The sequence below is a fragment of the Spiractinospora alimapuensis genome (genome assembly GCF_018437505.1).
Lineage (GTDB): Bacteria > Actinomycetota > Actinomycetes > Streptosporangiales > Streptosporangiaceae > Spiractinospora > Spiractinospora alimapuensis.
Genome location: NZ_CP072467.1, coordinates 1529906 through 1549412, shown reverse-complemented (window position 1 = coordinate 1549412; position 19507 = coordinate 1529906). Strand labels below are relative to the sequence as shown.

Below are 19507 nucleotides of genomic sequence, written 5' to 3'. Positions count from 1 at the left end.
CGTTCGCTCACGCGGGCTTCTGGTCCCGGTACCACTGCGACGCCCCCGGGTGCAGCGGCACGATCCCGGTGGAGATCCCGGTTCGGACGTTGATCTGCGCCGCCTCGGGCCGCTGGGCGGACAGGCGGTCCACACCCGCGTACAGGGTGCCGGTCACGACTCGCACGAGCGAGTCGGGCAGGGCGGCGCCGCACAGCAGCAGATTGGGTACCGACACGGTGGGACAGGCGGGCACACCGTCGTAGGTGGTCGCGGGGATGCTCGCCGGAAAGTAGGCCTCCGGGGAGACGTCGGCCAAGGCGTCGGCCGCCGCGGAGAGGTCGATCAGCCGGATCCGCCCTTCCTCCGCCGCGGTGGCCACGGCGGGCGTCGGCAGACCCGTGAGGGAGAACATCGCGTCGATGTCCCCTGAGGTGAGGGCCGCGGCCGAGGCCGCCTGGTCCAACCGACGCTCCTCGACGTCCAAACCGATCTCCCCGATGAGCTGCGCGGCGGTGAACTCGGTCCCCGAGTTCACCGCCCCCACCGAAACCCGTCGGCCGTCGAGGTCCGTCAGCGACCGGACGGGGGAGTCCCCGGGCACGACGAGGTGGACGAAGCTGTCGTAGAGGCGTCCGACGGCGAACACGTCGTCGCCGTCGGCGACTCCCGCCGACAGGATGGAGTCGAGGTTGGCCAGTCCGAGGTGAGCCTCACCGTCCGCGAGGAGGAAGAGGTTGTCGTGTGAGGCACGGGTCTCCATGGTGACCACCTCGATCTCGTCGAGGTGCTCGTCGAGTAGCGCCGCGAGTTCGCTACCGATCTCCCGGTAGACCGCGCCGGGGGGTCCCGTCGCCACGACGAGCCGATCGACCGCTCCCTCCGGGGCCCGCGCGCAGCCCGTGATCGCGGCGGTCGCCGCCCCCGCCAGGGTGAGCAGGGCGGTCCTCCGCCCCGGTGTCCACTGCATAACCGCAGCCTAGGCGCACGCCGTCAGGACTCACGGCGCGGCTTTCGGCACGCTGCGTCTCGCCCGTTCCACGGAACGTGGCGAAACCTTCGAGGAATCCCAACTCTTCGAGCATTGCGTTGCACACACCCCTCCGTAATCCACACCATCTCTGTGGCGGTCGCAGGCTTCACCGCGGGAGGAACGCGAGAGCTGTGTGACCGAGAGCCGTGTTCCCGGAAAAGACGTGCCGTGACGACGGATCCGCTCCATGGCGAGGGGATCTCGTGCGCGGTGCACGGGCCGCCCACCGGCGGCTCCCACCCCCAGGAGGAGACCAATGGCGTTGGGCACCGCCGACACCACGACAGGCAAGGAACCGGAGCGGAGCCAAGAGACCGGCGCGGAGCACACCACCCTGGCGCGCGTGATCGGCTTCGTCGCCGGCCCGCTCGTCGGTCTGCTGCTCTACCTGGTGCTGCCCGAGATGCCGCTCCCGCTCGAAGAGGGCGAGACCGGGCAGGTCATGTCCGTCAACGGTGGCATCGCCGCGGGAATCACCGCGTGGGTCGCGATCTGGTGGGCGACCCAGCCCATCCCGATCCCGGCCACATCACTGTTGCCGTTGGTGCTTTTCCCGCTGCTGATCGACGGAGTGGGCGTCGCCGACATCTCTCCCTCCTACGGGTCCGACGTCACCTTCCTGTTCATGGGCGGTTTCATGCTCGCCCTCGCGATGCAGAAGTGGGACCTGCACCGTCGCATCGCGCTGGTGATCGTCTCGAGGGTCGGGTCCAACACCGTCGGCCTCATCGCCGGTTTCATGGCCGCGACGTTCGTCATCGGCATGTGGGTGTCCAACACGGCGACCGCGGTGATGATGCTGCCGGTCGGTCTGTCGGTGATCGGCCTCGTCACCCAGCTCCGTGCCGGGAAGACCGACACGAACTTCGCGACCGCCCTCATGCTGGCGATCGCCTATTCCGCGTCCATCGGCTCCGTCTCCACCCTGATCGGCACGCCACCGAACGTCATGATGGCCGGCTACCTCGCCGAGACCCACGACATCCATATCGGCTTCGGTGAGTGGATGATGGCGGGCGTTCCGCTCGCCATCATCTTCCTCGTCCTCGCCTGGTTCCTGCTCGCCAAGGTGATCTTCCCGCCCGCGACCAAGCGGCTCGAGGGCGCCCAGGAACTCATTCGGTCCGAGCTCGCCGCCATGGGGCCGATGAAGCGTGGCGAGAAGCTGGTCCTCGCGGTCTTCGGTTTCGCGGCCTTCTCCTGGATCGTCGCTCCGATGCTCGCGAAGAACGCCACCATCGCCGCGGCGGCCCCCTGGCTGGAGAGCGTCTCCGACGCCCTGGTCGCGATGATGGTCGCCGTCCTTCTCTTCATCATCCCGGTGAGCCGGACCGAACGCCTCCTCGACTGGGACTCCGCGCTCAAGCTTCCCTGGGGGATCCTGCTGCTGTTCGGCGGCGGGATCGCGATCTCCAGCCAGTTCACCGCCACCGGGCTCAGCGAGTGGATCGGCGGGCGGGTCGCCATCCTCGACGGTGTGCCCATCTGGGCGCTCATCCTGGCGGTCCTGGTGCTCGTGCTCTGTCTGACCGAGCTGACCAGCAACACCGCGACCGCCGCGACGTTCCTCCCGATCATGGGCGGTATCGCCGTCGGCATGGACGTCGACGTCCTGGCCCTGGTCATTCCGGCCACGCTGGCCGCCTCCATGTCGTTCATGCTTCCCGTGGCGACCCCGCCGAACGCCATCGCGTTCGGCTCGGGCTACGTGAAGATCACCGAGATGCTCCGAGCCGGCGTGTGGTTCAACTTCGCGGCGCTCGCCATGATCATGTTCGCGATGTACGCGCTGTTCAGTTGGACCCTCGGCGTGGACGTGTTCTAGCGAGCCGAGCCGAGGACGAAGGCCGCCCCGCCGTGATCCCGCGGGGCGGCCTTCGTGTTTTTCCTGGTCGTGGCCGGTGCCGATTTCCGGTGAATTTTCCGCGGTTCCACCCTGCCCCGCAGCGGCCTGGAAGCGTGTGTCCGTCGCGGTTCCAGAGCGTCGGCGGCTCCGGCCGACTCCGGTTGTGACCCGGTTGACCACGGTCTGTGCATTGACTCACAGGAAATCGTAGTTTATATATTTTCCATGATTCGATCGGCAAGGACGGCGCAGCCGGTACGCAACGCCATGACGGACCGGGTGGCGAGCCTGCTGCGCGCCCAGATCATGGACCTTGAGCTCAAGCCAGAGGCCCCGCTGCAGATCCACGGGCTCAGCAAGGAGTTCGACGTGAGCCCGACTCCGGTGCGGGAGGCCCTCAACCGCCTCTCCGCGGAAGGCCTCGTCACCGTGGAGCCCTACCGAGGCTTCAGAGTCAGCGAACTCCTCAGCTATGACGACCTCGCCCAACTGTTGCGGGCACGCGAGGTGCTCGAGTGCGCCGCGGCGAAGCAGGCCGTGACGACCGGCACCCGCGACACCCTCTCCGCGCTCCGACGGGTGGTCGACACCATGGACGAGCTGGCGCGGGCGGAGAACCTCGACGTCAAGGCGTTCAACGCCGCGGACGCGGAGTTCCACCGGCGCATCGTCGAAACGTCCGGAAACCGGTTCCTCGTCCACGCCTTCGACTCCCTGCACGCCCACGTCCAGATCGCCCGGCACTTTCAGGGGCGACCGCCGATGGAGGCCCGTCGTTCCAACGAGGAACACCGTCGGATCCTCGACGCGATCACGCGGGGCGACGACACCGAGGTGACGGAGCACGTCACGTCCCACATCGACGGGGTGCTGACCCGACTGCGCAGCGACCTCGAGACCGACCAGGACGCGGGGGTCCGATGAGCACCACAGTTCCCGTCGCCGACGCCATCGCGGACCTGCTCGTCGAGTCGGGTGTCCGCCGCGTGTACACCGTCCCCGGGGAGAGCTTCCTCCCGCTGCTCGAGTCCTTCCACCGACACCCCGACCTGCGCGTGATCTCCACCCGCCACGAGTCAGGCGCGGCGTTCATGGCCGAGGCCGACGGCAAGCTGTCCGACGCCCCGGCCGTCGTCATGGCCACCCGTGGCGTGGGGGCCGCGAACCTCGCCATCGGGCTGCACACGGCGCGGCAGGACAGCACCCCTCTGCTTGCCTTCGTCGGACAGGTCGACACACCGCACCTCGGCAACGAGGGATTCCAGGAGGTCGACCTCCCCGCCTTCCTCCGCGAGGTCACCGTGTGGGGCACGACGCTCCACCGCAGTGACCGCGCCGCGGAGACCGTGGCGCGGGCGCTCGTCCGCGCGACCACCGGACGCGGCGGTCCCGCCGTCGTCGCCTTCCCCGCGGACACCCTCGAAGGGCAGTGCCCCCGGCAGTCCCCGCTGCTCACCCCGCCACGCCCCGCCGCACGCCCCGAGGACGCGCGGAAGTTGGCCCAGTGGCTCGCCGCGGCGCGCCGACCGGTCGTCATCACCGGTCAAGGCGGTGACCCGGCCGTCGTGCGGGAGCTCGCCGACCGGTACGGAACCGGCGTCTACTCCGCGTTCCGCCGGCAGGACAGCTTTCCCAACGACGACCCCCACTTCCTCGGGCACCTCACCCTTGGAACGCCGCCCGAGACCCTGACCTCTCTCCGCGAGGCCGACCTGGTGCTGGTGTTGGGGGAGCGGCTCGACGGACGACGGCACAGGGATTCACGCTCCCCTCCGCCTCGGCGCGGGTCGTGCACGTCCACCCGGATCCCGCCGTGCTCGGCGTCCACCAGCGTGCCGACCTGGCACTCACCGCCGATCCCCTCGTCCTGGCCCGACAGCTCCTGGAACTGGTCGACGTGGCGAACCCCTCCACCGATGATCCCTGGTGGCGGGACGGACACGACAGATACCTGCGGGTCGCCGGGGCGTCGGCCGCTCCTGACGGCGACGGCCGACTTCACCCCGGTCGGGCGATCGAGGCGGTGCGCGCCGTCGCGCCGGAGGAGACCATCGTCACCAACGACGCCGGAAACTTCTCGGTCTTCCTGCACCGACAGTGGATGTTCCGCCACCCACGGACCCAGGCCGCGCCGATCTCCGGCGCCATGGGCTACGCCGTACCGGGCGCGATCGGTGCCGCGCTCGCCCGGCCCGGCATCCCCGTGCTCGGGGTCGCCGGCGACGGAGGGTTCCTGATGACGGCGACGGAGATCGAGACGGCCGTCCGCGTCGGGGCCGACGTGAAGATCCTCGTCCTGCAGAACGGCCTGTACGGAACCATCGCCATGCACCAGGCGTCCAGTGGTCGCTCCGTCAGCGCCTGTGACATCGAGCCGGTCGACATCGAGAGCCTGTCCCGGTCATTGGGCGCGAAGGCCGCCACCGTGGACGACGAGGCCGACCTCCCGGCGGCCGCCGCCGAGCTGATGGGAGCGGAGGGGCCCGCGGTCCTGGTCGTCCGGACCGATCCCGACGTCATCGCTCCCGGCCGTTCGCTCAGTGCGATGGACGGGGGGACGCGATGACCTCCCGGATCCGTGCGGTCGAGGCGATCCCCCTGAGCCACCCCCTTCACGACGCGCCCTACGGGTCCGCGCGGGGACTCGTCCCGGCCCGACAGACCACGCTCGTGCGGGTGGAGACCGACGACGGCGTCGTCGGGTGGGGGGAGTCCTTCGGACCGACCACCGCCATGGTTCCCCTCGTCAGGGAGATCGCCGCCCCGCTTCCCGGCGTCGCCGTGACCGCACCCGTCCCCTTCGTCACCGCTCAACTGCAGCAGCACTACCACCGGGGCGGCGGACTGCACGCCGCCGCGGTGTCCGGGATCGAGATCGCCCTGTGGGACGTGCTCGGCCGTCAGCTCGGCGTCGGAGTCGCGACACTCCTCGGCGGTCAGGCGCGGGACCACGTCGTTCCCTACGCGTCCGCCGGATACGCCCGACGTGACCGCGACCTCGACCTCTTCGCCGCGGAGCTCGCCGACGCCGTCGACGGCATGCGCGGCGCGAAGATCAAGTGCGGGTTCGGTGTCGTCGAGGACCGTGAACGCGCGCGGGCGGCCCGCGCCGTCCTGGGCGACGGCGCCCTGATGGTGGACCTGAACGGCAACTACACCGCCGACCAGGCGCGGGCCTCGGCCGAGGCCATGGCCGAGACGGACATGACCTGGCTAGAGGAGCCACTCGCGCCCGACGACGTCGACGGTCTCCCACTGCTCCGCGCGCTGGGTGTTCCACTGGCGACCGGTGAGGCCCTGTACACCCGCGCCCCGTTCCGGCGCCTGGTCGCCGAACGACTCGTGGACCTCGTCCAACCGGACGTCACCAAGGTCGGTGGCCTGTTCGAGGCGAAGGCGATCTGTGAGCTGGCGCGGACGTGGGGTGTGCGTGTTTCCCCCCACGTGTGGGGCGGGGGCGTGGCGCTCGCCGCCACAGTGCAGCTCCTCGCGTCGGTTCCCGACACTCCGCACACCGACCACGCCCCGGACCCGCTGTGGCTGGAGTTGGACCGGGGCGACAACGCGCTCCGCGAGCGCCTGCTGACCAGCCCCTTCCGCCCAACGGACGGCCGCATCGACGTGCCGACGGGGCCGGGGCTTGGTGTCGAGGTGGACGAGCGAGCCGTCGAGTTCCTTCGGGAGGACACATGACACGCGTCGTGGCGGTGACCGGAGCGACCGGATTCCTCGGAGCGGCCGTACGGACCGCCCTCCGCGGTGCCGGGATCGACGTCCTGGCCACGGACCTGCACGCCGCCCCCGACGTCACCGCGGTGGACGTCGGCGACAGCGAGGGGATGGACGCCGCTTTCGCCGCGGCGGGGCCGCTTGACGCGGTCGTACACCTGGCGGCGGCGGGGTCCGGGGACCGTGGCCTCGTCGCCGGAGCCGACCTCGACCCGGCCGCCGCGGTACGCACCAACGTCGAGGGGTTCGTCCGTGTGGTCGAGGCCGCGGCCCGCAACGGCGCCCGCCGCGTGGTGTGGTCGTCGTCCACGACCGTCTACGGAACGGCCGACCAGTACCCGGCCGTCGTCGACGAGTCGGCCGCCCTGCGGCCCACCATGACCTACGGGGCGACCAAGGCCGCGTGTGAGTTCCTCGGCCCGCTTCTGGCGGCCCGCCTGGGCGTCGACGTCGTCGCACTCAGACTGCCGATGGTCTACGGGCCGGGGCGGTGGTACGGCGGGAGCCAGGAACCACTCGTCAGGCTGCGACGCGCTCTGCGTGCCGGCGACCCAGCGGAGGTCACGGTGTGGGAGGGCGACGCCGACTGGATCCACGTCCGCGACGCGGCCGAGGCCGTCGTCGCCCTGCTCCGGGCCGAGACCGTCGCGGCTGCCTATCACGTGGTCGGTCACCGCGGTTCCCTCGCGGACATCGCCGACGCGCTGCTGGCGGCCGCAGGTCGTCCCGACGGGGTCCGGGTGGCCTTCACCCCGGACGGCGCGCCCGACCTGCCCGCCACCGATGACGCGCGGATCCGTGACGACACGGGATGGGCTCCCCAACTCTCGGACATCACGCTCAGCGCGGCCGACTACCTGCACGGCGTCGACGCGACGAACAGGAGGAACTCCCAGTGAGCGACACCTACGCCGACCTCCCGTCCCATCGCCTCGCCCGGGCCGGGCTGACGCTCCCGGAACCCGCGGCGCCCTCGTTCGACTACCGCCCTGCGGTGCGCGACGGCCACGTCATCTACGTCGCCGGTCAACTCCCGAAGGAGGATGGCGAGGTCCGGATCACGGGCCGCTGCGGAGACGACGTCGACGTCGCGCTCGCGCAGCGGGCCGCGCGGGTCTGCACGCTCCAGGGCATCGCCTGCGCGGCGGAGGCCGCGGGCGGGATCGACAACGTGCTCCGTGTCCTGCGCGTGACCGGCTTCGTCGCCTCCACCCCTGACTTCCACGAACAACCCGCGGTCCTGGACGCCGCCAGCCACCTCCTCGGGGAGGTCTTCGGCGACGCCGGTCGCCATGCCCGCTCAGCGGTCGGGGTGCAGTCCCTGCCGCGTCGGGCCCCGGTCGAGATCGAGTTCATCTTCACCACTCGGCGGATCTAACCGCCGAGGCAGTCGGAGGAACAGTCATGAACACGAAGAACGCATTCCCCGCACGATCGAACATCGCCCTGGTCGCCGTCGCGGCCCTGACCCTCAGCGGCTGCGGATTCCTCACGGGGAACAGCGCCTCGGACGCTGACGGTTCGGAGTGTCAGGAGAGCACGCTGCGCCTGGCCACCATTCGCGCCAACGACGACCCGACCACCCAGGGCGCCCAGGCGTTCGCCGACGGAGTGAGTGAGGCGACCGACGGCCAGCTCACGGTGCAGGTGTTCCCGAACAGTGAACTCGGCGACGCCGACGACCTCTTCGCCTCCATGGCCTCCGGCCAGGAAGTCGACATCTTCTACAACGGCATCAGCCTCTACCCCACGCTGGACGGCGCCCAGGCGTTCACGGTGTTGAGCGTGCCCTTCCTGTGGGACAGCTACGAGCAGATGCGCGGTGTGCTGGAGAGCGACCGCTACCGGGAACTGATCGACGAGGCCGCGGACGAGACCGGGGTGCGCGTGGTGGCCACGGCCGGCGACGCCGAACCCCGTGCCCTCAGCGCCAACCGGGCGGTTCCCACCCCGGAGGAGATGGACGGCCTCCAACTGCGGATCGCCGACGCTCCGATGCCGCAGGAGTTCGCGCGCGTACTCGGCGCGCAACCACAGGTCGTGCCGCTCTCCGACCTCTATCTCTCGCTGAACCAGGGGGTGGTCGACGCCCAGGAGAACGGCGCGATCAGCATGGTGAACCAGAGCCTGATGGAGGTCCAGTCGCACTTCATGCCGACGGACTACATCCGTGACGTGCAGGCCTGGTACTTCAGTGACCAGGTGTGGAGCACATTGTGCTCGGAGCACCAGGACGTCATCACCGAGCAGGCCGAGACGGCCGGTGAGGTCACCACTGACGAGGTCGGGACGCAGATGGACGAGGCCATGGCGACGCTCGACAGCGACCTGGAGGTCGTGGAGGTGGACGTCGAGGCCTTCCGCGACGAACTCGACGGCGTGTTCGACCAGTTCGACGGCGACATGTGGCCGGAGGGGCTCCTGGAGGAGACGCGGGAGCTCGCCGAGGAGAACGCCTGATGTGGGGGGTCCTCCACTCCGGTGTGGTCCGCTGGCGCGGTCGGGTCATCGCCGCCGCGGGGTGGGTGTCCGCCGCCGCGTTCGTCACGATCTTCGTGCTGAACCTCGCCAACATCACCGGACGCCAGTTCAACAGCGGCATGGTCTGGGTCAGTGACCTGAGTGAGCTGCTGTTCGCGTGGATGATCATGCTGGGCGCGGCGGCGGCGTACGGCAGGAACGACCACATCGTGGCCGGCTTCCTCGTCGAGTGGTTCCCCGCGTTGGCACAGCGCGTCGTCGCGTTCGGTGTGCGCGGGATCGAGCTCGTCCTCGGGTTCGTGCTCCTGGTCGCGGGCCTCCAGGTCGCCACCACCCGCATGGACGTCCCCTACGTCCAGCTCGGGGTGCCGACCGGGTGGACCTTCCTCGCCATCCCCGCCCTCGGTGCGCTCCTGCTGCTGCTCGGCCTCAGCCGGATACCCGCCCCACCGACAGCGCCGGACCAGCCGGCCGCGACATCGGGTACCCGAACCGACGCCGCGTCCAGACGAGAGGAGACCCCATGACGGTGTCGCACCAGCACTCCTGGCGACTCGACGACATGACCACAGAAAGGGCCGGCCAGGCGTTGCGTGACGCCACGGTGGCCCTCCTCCCCGTCGGCGCGACCGAGCAGCACGGTCCCAACCTCGCGACGGGGGTCGACTGGCGGATCGCCGAACGACTCGCGTCGCGCATCGCGGAGGCGGTGGCCCCGATCGCGGTCGTGGTACCTCCGCTCCCGTTCGGGCTCTCCGGGCACCACCTGGACTTCCCCGGAACCCTTCACGTCTCGGCGTCCACCTTCATGGCCGTGTACAAGGACGTCATCACCAGCCTGCGCCGGCACGGCGTCGATCGGGTCGTGTTCGTCAACGGACACCGGGGCAACGAGAACGTCCTCGGTGTCCTGGTCGGCGAGCTGACCTACGACCTCGGTGTCGAGGCGGCGTCCTCCTTCTGGATGACGCAGGCCGCCGACGTGATCGCCCACCACCGGATCTCCGAGCGGTGGGGACACGGGTGCGAGATCGAGACGAGCCTGGCGATGGCGCTGGACGAGTCCCTGGTGGCGGAGACCCTGGAACCCGGTGACCACATCGAGGACTACGGGGCCTACGAGGACAACTACCGGCCCCACGCGTTGACGACCGCGCGCGGCTTCGCCTCGCGTACCCGCAACGGCGTGTTCGGCGACGCGCGCGCCGCCACCCCGGAGATCGGGGCGGAGATCGCGCGGACGGTGGTCGACCGGACCGCGGCCTTCGTCCGCGACCTCGCCGCGCGGGAGCCCCGCACCGCACCGGCCGACGACCCGACATACCTGCCCCGAGCGGAGGAGTGACGTGGAACTCCTGATCCTCTTCGGCGTCCTCTTCGCCCTGATGCTGCTCGGCGCCCCCATCTTCGTCGCCATGCTCGGCTCCGCGCTCGTGACACTCGCGGTGGCCGGCATCGGCAGCGGAACCGTGCTGCCCACCCAGATGGCCTCGGGAGTGGCGAACCCGCAGCTCCTCGCCATCCCCTTCTTCATCCTCATGGGCGAGCTGATGGCCCGGGCCGGACTGACACAGCGCATCGTCGATCTGATGATGTACTTCTTCGGACGCTATCGGGGCGGGCTCGCCTACGCGGTCGTCGGCGTGAACGCCTTCGCGTCCAGCGTCAGCGGTTCCGCGCCCGCCTCCGCGTCCATGGTCTCCTCGGCGATGCTGCCGGCGATGAGCAAGGGCGGCTACCGTCGCGAGTTCTCCTCCGCCGTCAACGCCAGCGCGGCGGTCCTCGGCCCGGTGATGCCACCCAGCGTCCCCATGGTGTTCGTGTCGCTGGTCACCGCCCTGTCCCTCGGGCAACTGTTCATCGGAGGCATCGGGCCGGGAATCCTGCTCTGTCTCGCCCTGTTCGGAACGGTCTTCTGGCAGGCCCGGCGCGGCAAACTCCCCGACGCCACCGCCGAGACCGCCGAGAAGCCGGCACCGTTCGGCACGCTCCTGCTCCGCGCGGCCCCGGCCCTGGGCGCCCCCGTGTTCATCCTCGTGGGCATCATCGGCGGCTTCGTGACCATCACCGAAGTCGCGATCATCGCCGCCTTCTACGTCCTGCTCCTGGGGTTCGCCTACCGGACCATCACCCCACGCGTCCTGCCCGCGTTGTTCCGCGACACGAGCGTGTTCTCCTCGACGATCATGATGCTGTTCGCTGCGGTCGGCGGATTCACCTTCATCATCGCCGTCCAACGCGTCGGTGACCAGGTCGCCGACGTGATCGGCGAGTGGGAGCTCGGCCCGACCGCGTTCCTGCTGCTCGCCATGCTCTTCTTCCTGATCATCGGCATGGTCCTCGACGCGGTCCCCGCCATCCTGATCTTCCTGCCGATCCTCATGCCCGTGGCCATCGACATCGGCGTCGACCCCATCCACTTCGGGGTCCTCACCGTCGTCAACCTCATGATCGGCCTGCTCACCCCACCAATGGGCGCCCTCCTCTTCGTCCTCAGCAAAATCGGCCAAGTCCCCTTCGGAGCCCTCGTCCGCGAGGTCCTCCCCTTCCTCACCGCCCTCCTCATCGCCCTCCTCACCAGCGCCCTCATCGAACCCGTCGTCACCTTCCTCCCCGACCTCCTGTTCCCCGGCGGATAAAGACAACAGCGATACCCACAGGTCGGCGGCCATGGCCGCCGACCTGTGGTCGTTGGGGGAGGGGAGGTGGCCTACGAGGTCCGATCGGTCGCACTCGCGGGCTCATCGCGCACGTCCGGCCGTGGCGAGGTGCACAGACTCACCACGACCAATGCGGTGACGGACAGGGGGAGGGACACCAGGATGCTGTTCCACTCGAACGGTTTGTCCAGCGCGAACTCCCACCCGATGGTGGCCAGGGCGCCGGTCGTCATCGAGGCGATCGCGCCCGCGGGGGTGACCCGGCGCGTGAGGAAGACGGCGAGGAGGCAGGGCGTGATGACGGCCCCGTACATGGTGTAGGCGAACACTTGGATGGCCAGGACGTCGGGGAACAGCTTCGACGTGCCATACGCCGCCAAGCCCACGGCGATCAGGGTCAGCCGAGTCGCCCACAAAGTCTGTTTCGACGTCAGTTCGCGTCGGGAGAGGCTCGCGTAGATGTCCTGCACGAGGTTGGTCGAGGTCGAGAGAACGAAGGAGTTGCCCGTGGTGATGATGAACGCCGTGGCCGCCATCATCACCGCGGCTCCCAGGGCCAGGGGCATCGCGTCCGTCGCCAGCCGCAGGATCGCGGTGTCAGGGGCGATCCCGGGCAACAACAGCACCGCTCCCGTGGCCAGGACGATGACCGCACCGTAGAAGAGGATGTCCCCGGCCAGAAACCCCAGCGCCGAACGGCGGGCGACGTCGGGCGAGCGGGCGGCCCCGAACCGTTGGTACATGTTCTGGTCGCCGAGGAAAAGGAACAGCCCTGGCAGGACGAACCCGAGAAGCTGGAAAGGGGTCAGACCGCCCGTCCAGGTGAGGTGGTCGGCGGGAAGGTCAGTGGGAGCCCCGGAGAAGCCGCTCACGGCGACGAGGACGAAGACGATGCCCCCGAAGAAGGCCCCCGTGATGACGATGGCGCTCACGGCGTCCATGTAGGCCATCGCGAGGATTCCACCGACGAACGCCGTGAACAGGATCAGACACAGCCCCACCACCTCGCCAACGGCTGGGGGTACGCCCACCGCGAGATTGAGAATGTAGCCGAGCGCCGTGATCTGCTCGGAGATGATCGACATGTAGGCGAGCACGATCGCGCACGCGGCGACGATGCGCACGGTGCGGCCGTAGCGCAGCTCGATGATCTCCGGGACGGTGTACTTGCCCAGGGCGCGGATCCGTCGGGCCAGGAACAGATACATGATCAGAATGCCCAAGGGCGGGCCAAGGCTGTAGAAGACACTGGCGAGAGGGCCATAGGTGTAGGTGAAGTTCGCCCGACCGATGATGGTTCCCGCGCCGGTCCAGGTCGCCAGGAGCGTACCCGTGAGGATCCACTGCGGCAGGCTGCGGCCCGCCACCAGGAAATCGTCCTTGTTCTTGATCCGACGCCCGTACCAGAAACCGATAAGAACCATGACCGCCAGGTATGTGATCACCGCGGTCAGGATGAAGGGGCGGTCCATAACGACTCCTTCGAGGGGAGGGGGACAGCGGCTACCGCTCCACGACGACCTCGCCCTCCTGAACGACCATGCGAAGGTGCCGATGGTGGTCGGCGAGGACGTTCAGGTCGTCGAGTGGGTCGGAGTCGAGGACCACCAGGTCGGCGTGGGCGCCGGGTGCGAGTGTTCCCAGCAGCCCGGACATTCCCAACAGGTCGGCCGCCACGGTGGTCGCCGACCGGATGACGCCCAGAGGGCGTTGCACTTCGCCGCGGATCCGAAACTCCTCGGTCTGGTGCTCGTTCATGCCGGACAGAAGGTCGGTTCCGTAGGCGAGGCGCACCCCGGCGCGGTCCGCCCGTTCCAAGGCCGCCAGACCCTGGTCGAACAGGTCCCCGACCTTCTCCCAGTTGTCCGCCGGAAGCCCGTACCGTGGCCCTTCCTCTTTGAGGTATCGGTAGGTGACCAGGGTCGGGACCAGGAAGGCGCCGTGGTCGAGGAACAGGTCGACACTTTCGGAGTCGATCTGGTTGCCGTGTTCGACGCACCGGACCCCGGCGCGCAGTGCGCGGTTCACGGCACGGGCGGGGTAGGCGTGGACCGTCACGTAGCGTTCGGCCGCATCCGCCTCGGCCACGACGGCCCTGATCTCATCCATGGAGTACTGCGTCGAGGAGACGCGATCGTTCGGCGAGGACACGCCCCCGGAAACGTGGACTTTGATGTGGTGCGCCCCCAGGCGCAGTTCCTCCCTGGCCGCGCGGCGGACTCCGTCGACCCCGTCCACCACTCGCGACGTCCCGGCGCAGCAGGCGTCCTCCTCGAATCGGCGGACCCCCCGGGGTAGTTTGTCGCCGTGGCCACCCGTCTGGCTGAGGGCCCGCCCCCCGTGGAAGAGCCGGGGTCCGCGGACCAGACCCTCCTCTTGGGCGCGGGCGAGGCCATGATCCGCGCCCCCAGTGTCACGGACCGAGGTGAACCCCCGGTCGAGCATCGCGCCCATGCGCTGGATCGCGCCGGCTGTGACATACGACGGGGACCAGGTTCCGATCACGCCGAGATGAGCGTTGACCGCGTTGACGTGCACATGGCAGTCGATCAGTCCGGGGAGGACGGGGGCGCCCCGAAGGTCGACGGTTCGGGTGTCTTCTGACGTTGAACGTATCCGGCCGCGTTCGGCGACGCGACCGTCCACTATGAGCAGGTCGGACTCCTGGTACGCACCGGAGTCGACGTCGAGGACGAGGGCATTGACGAGCAAGAGTGATCCGGCCATCGGCCACACCTCATCGATCGTGCGAATTCTCGTTCAAAATAGTGTGTACAGATGAAGTGATTCAGTCAATACAGGCCAGTGAATAGATTGTTTCGGTTATGAGTGGCAGATCAAGTGGAACACCGGGAGTGGCTCTCCGTGGTGGGGGTGACCTCGACCTGGTCGCGGCGCTGCAGGTCGCTCCTCGGGCGAGCCTGCGCGTGATCGCCGACGCCCTGGGGGTGTCGGTGAGTACGGTGAGTCGCCGTTACCAGCGACTCACGGAGGAATGCGGGCTCAAGGTTCTCGGACAGGTGTCATGGTCGGCGCTGTCCGAGACACATCCACAGCACGTGTGGATCACCACGGTCCCGGGAACGGCGGACCGCGTCGCCGAGGACATCGCCGAACTGCCCGAGGCGCGCTTCGTCGCGGTCACGACCGGAGAAGCGGACGTCTTCTGCATCCTGCACCCCGAACGCCGGGACCAACTCAGCGACCTGCTCCGTGTTCGTCTGCCGTCCGTCGGCGGCATCGTCGCGACCCGGGCCGAGATCGGACTGGCGGCGCACCGGACCGGCGCCCAGTGGCGACTGGAGCGCCTCAGTCCCAGCCAGTTAGAGGCGCTGCGCGCCGAGGTTCCTCCCGCGGGAGGAAAACCCGACGGCGCGTCGGGACTCACCACGGACGAGTTGGGCGTCGCCCGCGTCCTCGGCCGCGACGGACGTGCCTCGGCCGCCGATGTCGCCCGCGAGGTGGGGACAAGTCCATCGACCGCGTATCGCCTCATACGAGCGTTGCTCACCCGACGAGTAGTGGTCCCCCGAGTCGATATCGAGCCCACCCTGCTCGGCTACCCACTGGAAGTGGTCGTCTCGCTCACCGCCGTCCCTGGCCAAGCCGAGGAACTCGCCACCACGCTCGCCCGTCACCCCAGCGCACGCTATGTCGCGACCGTGGGCGGGCGCGCCTCAGTGCTCTTTCACGGTCTCTTCACCCACGAAACCGCCCTCGCCCAGTTCCTCACCCATGACCTCGGCGCTCTCCCTGGCGTCTCGGCGTCCGACCTGTCGGTGATCCTTCGCGTTGTCACGAGGTACTGGGCGAGAGGTCGGACGAGCTAGGGAGGAGTGGTCGGACTCCGCGTGCGAACGGTGACCTCGAACGAGGAGACGAGGCCCGGCCCTGGGGGCCAGCGGGCAACCCTGTCGGTAGCCCGCGATCGTTCGCGCACGACGACTCCTCGTCAGGGACACTGTGGGGTGACGGGTGGAGCACGCTCCAACGACGGACAGTGTCCAGATGTGGCGGGCCGGGCCTGGGATGCGGGAGGCGTCGTGAGTGGTGGGCGGATGATCCGGGTGGTGTTGGCCGACGACGAGGCGATGATGCGGGCGGGGGTGCGCGCGTTGGTCACGGCGGATGGGGACGTGGCGGTGGTGGGGGAGGCCGCTGACGGGCGGGTGGCGGTGGGGTTGGTGGCGGAGCACAGTCCCGACGTGGTGCTGCTGGACATCCGTATGCCAGGGACTGACGGGCTGACCGCCGCCGCGGAGCTGCGCCGGGACTTCCCCGACACCGCGGTCGTCATGCTCACGCTGTTCGGCGAGGAGTCCTACATCGCGTCGGCACTCGACCATGGTGTCAGTGGCTTCGTGCTGAAGACGGGGGACCCGTTCGAGTTGCTCGCCGGGCTGCGGGCGGCCGCGGAGGGGGCGGTCTTCCTCTCACCGCCGGTGGCGCGGTGGGTGATCGACCAGCTCGGCGGGTCGCACGCCGGCCGAGCCGCCGAGGCGCGGGACCGCGTGGCGTCGCTGAGCGCGCGGGAGCGGGAGGTTCTCTCCCTGGTGGCGGCGGGGATGACCAACCGGGAGATCGCGCGTCACCTCGCGCTGGCGGACAGCACCGTCAAGACGCATCTGGACTCGATCCGCCTCCGGTTGGGGACGACGAACCGAGTACAGGCGGCGGTGCTCGCCTACGAGGCCGGGATCGTCGGCTCGGACGACGGCTGACCCACCTCCGGCCTCCCAGGCCGTCTCGATCGTCCGAGGTCCCCCAAAAGTCAGGTGGGGTGGTGGCGATCACCCGATGTGGTGTCGCCGGGACGGCCCGTAGGTTCGCCGCATGTTCACAACTGTGCCCCGCGCGTGCGGGGCCGCTCTGGTCGCACTCCTCGCCGCGTGCGCGTCGCCGGCGCCCGCCTCCGCGGCCCCTGACGGTTCCTCCCTCGCCGCCGAGATCGACGCCTATGTGGGGGAGTCGGCGGACCGCCTGGGATTGGCGGGGGTGTCGGTCGCGGTGGTTCGGGACGGCGACGTCCTGTTCACCGAAGGATACGGACACGACTCCACGGGCGAGGCCGTGACCTCGCGCAGCCCGATGATGTTGGCGTCGGTGTCGAAGTCGACCACCGCGATGACCGTGCTCCGACTGGTGGAGGACGGCCTGGTCGACCTGGACACCGCGGTCGTCGACTACGTGCCCGAGTTCGACCCGGTCGACCCCCGCGCCGAGGAGATCACCGTGCGCCACCTGCTGGACCAGACGTCCGGCATGGCCTCCGATGGGGTGCTCAGCCCGGAGCGGCGGTCTGTTGCGTCACTGGAGGAGATGGCGTCGATCCTGGGCGCCAAGGAGCTGGCCACCGACCCGGGCGCCCAGCACGAGTACTTCAACGGGAACTACTGGCTGGCGGCGCGGGTCGTGGAGGCCACCACTGGCGAGGAGTACGCCGATGTCCTCCAAGGCGAGGTGCTCGATCCGCTGGGCATGCGGGACAGCGCGTCGGCGCGGGACGGTGCGACCGGGGTGGAACAGCTCGAGGGAGTCGTCGACGGCCACGTCTCGACCTACGGGTTCTCGGTTCCCCGTGACGAGCCCGCGGACTTCGCGACCGGCGCCGGCGGGGTCGTGGCCAGCGCGGAGGACATGGCGCGGTGGCTCGCCCCCTTCACCAACGAGGGCCGCACCGTCGACGGCGAGCCGTTCGTGTCCGCGGAGACCGTCCAGGAACTCGTCACTCCCTCGGATCCGGACGCGGAGTACGGCCTCGGATGGCGTGACGTCCCCGGCGAGGACCGGGTCGCGCACGCGGGGACGCTGCTTGGCTACACCACCTACCAGACGGTGACAGCGGACGGGGTGGGGGTCGCCGTCCTCAACAACAGCCTCACCATGTACGAGACGCCACAGCCGATCGCGGTGGGAATCCTCGACATCGTGGACGGTGGCACGCCCGACCCGCCCACGCCCTACCACCACTACGTGGACTACACCGTGGCCGCGTTGACTCTGCTCACGCTGGCACTGGGGGTTCGCCGGCTCGTACGTGCCGAGGAGTGGGCACGTCGTCATGGTGCGCGACCGACGTGGAGACCGCTCCTCGGTTACGGTGCTCGGTCCCTCCCGTTCCTCGCCATCTGCGGATACCTGGTGCTGGGGATCCTCGCCCGCGCCGAGCCGAGCGTCGTCGCCGGATTCGCGTTCATGTGGCCCGCGGTCACGATCTGGATCATCGCCGCCGCGGTCGCCAACCTGGCCACTCTCGTTGTTCGGACGGTGCACCTACGCCGTGTCCGGCTTGCGTCGCCCGTTCACCATCCGTAGAGCGCGGCGACCGAGGTGAGAGCGACACACACGGCGGCGGTCGCCACGGTGAGACGCACGAGCTCGCCACGGACACGGCCTCGTTCCCGACCGACGAGGTCAGGATGGAGGGGGACCGCCGTGTCTGACGGAGTCTCCGGGAGTGTGTGGGTTGGAACCGCGTGGGGGAGCCGGACGTGCACCGTGAACCCCTCGTCGGTGACCGCGGCGGAGAACGTGCCGTGGGTGAGCCGAACCCGTTCGCGCAGACCGACCAGGCCGGTGCCGTGGCCGGCCTCCGGGCCACGGACGTCACCGTCGCCGGCCACCGGGTTGGCGACGGCGATCACGGTCTCCTCGTCCGCGTGTGTCACGCGTACCTCGACCGGTGCGCCCGGAGCGTGTTTGGCCGCGTTGGTGAGTGCCTCCCGGACCACGCGGTCCACGCTGCGTCTGACCGTCTCGGGAACCTCCCGAGGGCCACCCCGTACCTCGAGGTGTACCGTCATTCCGGCTTCCCGGGCCCGTCCCACCAGGCCATCGACGTTCTCCGGTTCCTCGGTCGGGTGTGGTCGCGTGGAGGCCGTCGCGCCATCCCCCTCGGTGTCGTTGGCGTGCAGGACACCAACCACCTGACGGAGTCGCTCGGCGGCTCGCGCGGCCCCCAGCCGCAGGGACCGGGCGGAGTCCCGTACCTCCTGGGGGCCGCCGTGCGGGGAGAGCTCCAACACGCCCGCCCGTACGGCGATCAGGCCGATCTCGTGTCCCAACGAGTCGTGCATGTCCTGTGCGATGCGGGCGCGTTCCCGAGAGCGGACCCGCGCGGCGATGCCAGCACGCGCCCGTCGTTCCAGCTCGTCGCGCCGGTACAGGTAGGTCCCCGTGGCCCACGCCGCCACGACGACCATCGGGACGGTTCCGAGCTGCTCCAGGGAGACCCGCGCGGTCAACCACGGCAGGGTGAGCGCACCGACCGCCAGAACACCTCCCATGCCCACGGCGAAGGGGGGAGGGCGCAGTCCCCACCGTCCGATCCGGAACGCGACGAGCCCGGCCGCGACGGCGAGGTTCGGACTCCAGATCGTGAGGACGACCGACGCCGTCAAGGAGGCCCACGGCCACCGCCGGGCGAGGCCGATCGATCCGACCAGCAGGACCAGTGCGATGCCCAGGACCCACCACGGTGTTGATCCGTACTGGCCCAACAGGACCATGGCGACCAGTCCCACGGCGACGAGAGAATCCACCCACCGGGCCTTGAACTGTCCGGTCGTGGGGGACCATCGACGAGCCCACACGTGTCCTCACTCCCGACTCCGCGCCCCGCCCGCGGCTGGTTCCGCCGCGGGCCGTCGGTCGGACGTTACCGGCACGGGGGCGGCACGGAGCGCGTGCCGGTCAGGTGAGGCCATGCGGGGCGGGGCGGCCACCCACCACCGTGCCCCGGCACACCCGCGCGTGGCCTGGGGCGAGACACTGGGGCGG

Annotated in this window: 17 protein-coding genes and 1 pseudogene; 14 read left to right on the top strand and 4 right to left on the bottom strand. The window is 69.6% G+C overall.

The genetic code is table 11. The annotated features are described in order from the left end of the window. Nucleotides 1-7 precede the first annotated feature (7 nt). Nucleotides 8-949 carry a TAXI family TRAP transporter solute-binding subunit gene (locus J4H86_RS07150; RefSeq protein WP_236542722.1) on the bottom strand — a complete coding sequence of 314 codons (942 nt, stop codon included), beginning with the start codon at nucleotides 947-949 and terminating at the stop codon, nucleotides 8-10. Between the two features lie 319 nt (nucleotides 950-1268). On the opposite strand from J4H86_RS07150, the gene J4H86_RS07145 reads away from it, so the two are divergent. From J4H86_RS07145 to J4H86_RS07100, 11 genes and pseudogenes are all read left to right on the top strand, one after another. After that, nucleotides 1269-2837 carry an SLC13 family permease gene (locus J4H86_RS07145; protein WP_236542721.1) on the top strand — a complete coding sequence of 523 codons (1569 nt, stop codon included), beginning with the start codon at nucleotides 1269-1271 and terminating at the stop codon, nucleotides 2835-2837. Nucleotides 2838-3083: 246 nt separating this feature from the next. Next, a complete protein-coding gene (locus tag J4H86_RS07140) occupies nucleotides 3084-3782 on the top strand; it encodes a GntR family transcriptional regulator (RefSeq protein WP_236542720.1) in 699 nt (232 codons plus the stop codon). Then, nucleotides 3779-4564 (top strand): annotated as a pseudogene (locus J4H86_RS27380) (thiamine pyrophosphate-binding protein); the annotation flags it as partial. The gene J4H86_RS07140 and the pseudogene J4H86_RS27380, both read left to right, overlap by 4 nt. Nucleotides 4565-4647: 83 nt before the next feature. Beyond that, nucleotides 4648-5424 carry a thiamine pyrophosphate-dependent enzyme gene (locus tag J4H86_RS27375; protein WP_330932497.1) on the top strand — a complete coding sequence of 259 codons (777 nt, stop codon included), beginning with the start codon at nucleotides 4648-4650 and terminating at the stop codon, nucleotides 5422-5424. After that, complete coding sequence (locus J4H86_RS07130) at nucleotides 5421-6551, top strand: mandelate racemase/muconate lactonizing enzyme family protein (RefSeq protein ID WP_236542719.1); 1131 nt, start codon at nucleotides 5421-5423, stop codon at nucleotides 6549-6551. The genes J4H86_RS27375 and J4H86_RS07130 overlap by 4 nt, the downstream gene beginning before the upstream one ends. Beyond that, nucleotides 6548-7486, top strand: a complete 939-nt coding sequence (locus J4H86_RS07125; protein WP_236542718.1) for an NAD-dependent epimerase/dehydratase family protein — start codon at nucleotides 6548-6550, stop codon at nucleotides 7484-7486. Before J4H86_RS07130 ends, J4H86_RS07125 begins: the two co-directional genes overlap by 4 nt. Next, complete coding sequence (locus J4H86_RS07120; RefSeq protein WP_236542717.1) at nucleotides 7483-7965, top strand: RidA family protein; 483 nt, start codon at nucleotides 7483-7485, stop codon at nucleotides 7963-7965. Before J4H86_RS07125 ends, J4H86_RS07120 begins: the two co-directional genes overlap by 4 nt. A gap of 26 nt (nucleotides 7966-7991) precedes the next feature. Beyond that, nucleotides 7992-9047, top strand: a complete 1056-nt coding sequence (locus J4H86_RS07115; protein WP_236542716.1) for a TRAP transporter substrate-binding protein — start codon at nucleotides 7992-7994, stop codon at nucleotides 9045-9047. Beyond that, nucleotides 9047-9595 (top strand): TRAP transporter small permease, encoded by a 549-nt coding sequence (locus J4H86_RS07110; protein ID WP_236542715.1) that lies wholly within the window; start codon nucleotides 9047-9049, stop codon nucleotides 9593-9595. Before J4H86_RS07115 ends, J4H86_RS07110 begins: the two co-directional genes overlap by 1 nt. After that, the gene (locus J4H86_RS07105; protein ID WP_236542714.1) at nucleotides 9592-10413 is read left to right on the top strand and encodes a creatininase family protein; all 822 of its coding nucleotides are present in this window, start codon (nucleotides 9592-9594) and stop codon (nucleotides 10411-10413) included. The genes J4H86_RS07110 and J4H86_RS07105 overlap by 4 nt, the downstream gene beginning before the upstream one ends. A gap of 1 nt (nucleotide 10414) precedes the next feature. Next, the gene (locus tag J4H86_RS07100; RefSeq protein WP_236542713.1) at nucleotides 10415-11707 is read left to right on the top strand and encodes a TRAP transporter large permease; all 1293 of its coding nucleotides are present in this window, start codon (nucleotides 10415-10417) and stop codon (nucleotides 11705-11707) included. 71 nt (nucleotides 11708-11778) lie between these two features. Here J4H86_RS07100 and J4H86_RS07095 read toward each other — a convergent pair whose 3' ends face one another. Together J4H86_RS07095 and J4H86_RS07090 are read right to left on the bottom strand one after the other, a co-directional pair. Continuing rightward, nucleotides 11779-13200: a sodium:solute symporter family protein gene (locus J4H86_RS07095; RefSeq protein WP_236542712.1), complete on the bottom strand. Its 1422-nt coding sequence runs from the start codon at nucleotides 13198-13200 to the stop codon at nucleotides 11779-11781. A gap of 31 nt (nucleotides 13201-13231) precedes the next feature. After that, nucleotides 13232-14455 carry a metal-dependent hydrolase family protein gene (locus J4H86_RS07090; RefSeq protein ID WP_236542711.1) on the bottom strand — a complete coding sequence of 408 codons (1224 nt, stop codon included), beginning with the start codon at nucleotides 14453-14455 and terminating at the stop codon, nucleotides 13232-13234. Nucleotides 14456-14553: 98 nt separating this feature from the next. Between J4H86_RS07090 and J4H86_RS07085 the strand changes: the two genes are divergently transcribed. From J4H86_RS07085 to J4H86_RS07075, 3 genes are all read left to right on the top strand, one after another. Next, nucleotides 14554-15558: an Lrp/AsnC family transcriptional regulator gene (locus J4H86_RS07085; RefSeq protein WP_236542710.1), complete on the top strand. Its 1005-nt coding sequence runs from the start codon at nucleotides 14554-14556 to the stop codon at nucleotides 15556-15558. Between the two features lie 228 nt (nucleotides 15559-15786). Then, nucleotides 15787-16449, top strand: coding sequence for a response regulator (locus J4H86_RS07080; RefSeq protein ID WP_236543932.1), 663 nt, complete (start codon nucleotides 15787-15789; stop codon nucleotides 16447-16449). Between the two features lie 112 nt (nucleotides 16450-16561). Continuing rightward, a complete protein-coding gene (locus tag J4H86_RS07075; RefSeq protein WP_236542709.1) occupies nucleotides 16562-18043 on the top strand; it encodes a serine hydrolase domain-containing protein in 1482 nt (493 codons plus the stop codon). Here the strand turns inward: J4H86_RS07075 and J4H86_RS07070 are convergent. Continuing rightward, nucleotides 18031-19269: a histidine kinase gene (locus tag J4H86_RS07070; protein WP_236542708.1), complete on the bottom strand. Its 1239-nt coding sequence runs from the start codon at nucleotides 19267-19269 to the stop codon at nucleotides 18031-18033. The genes J4H86_RS07075 and J4H86_RS07070 overlap by 13 nt on opposite strands. Nucleotides 19270-19507: the final 238 nt, after the last annotated feature.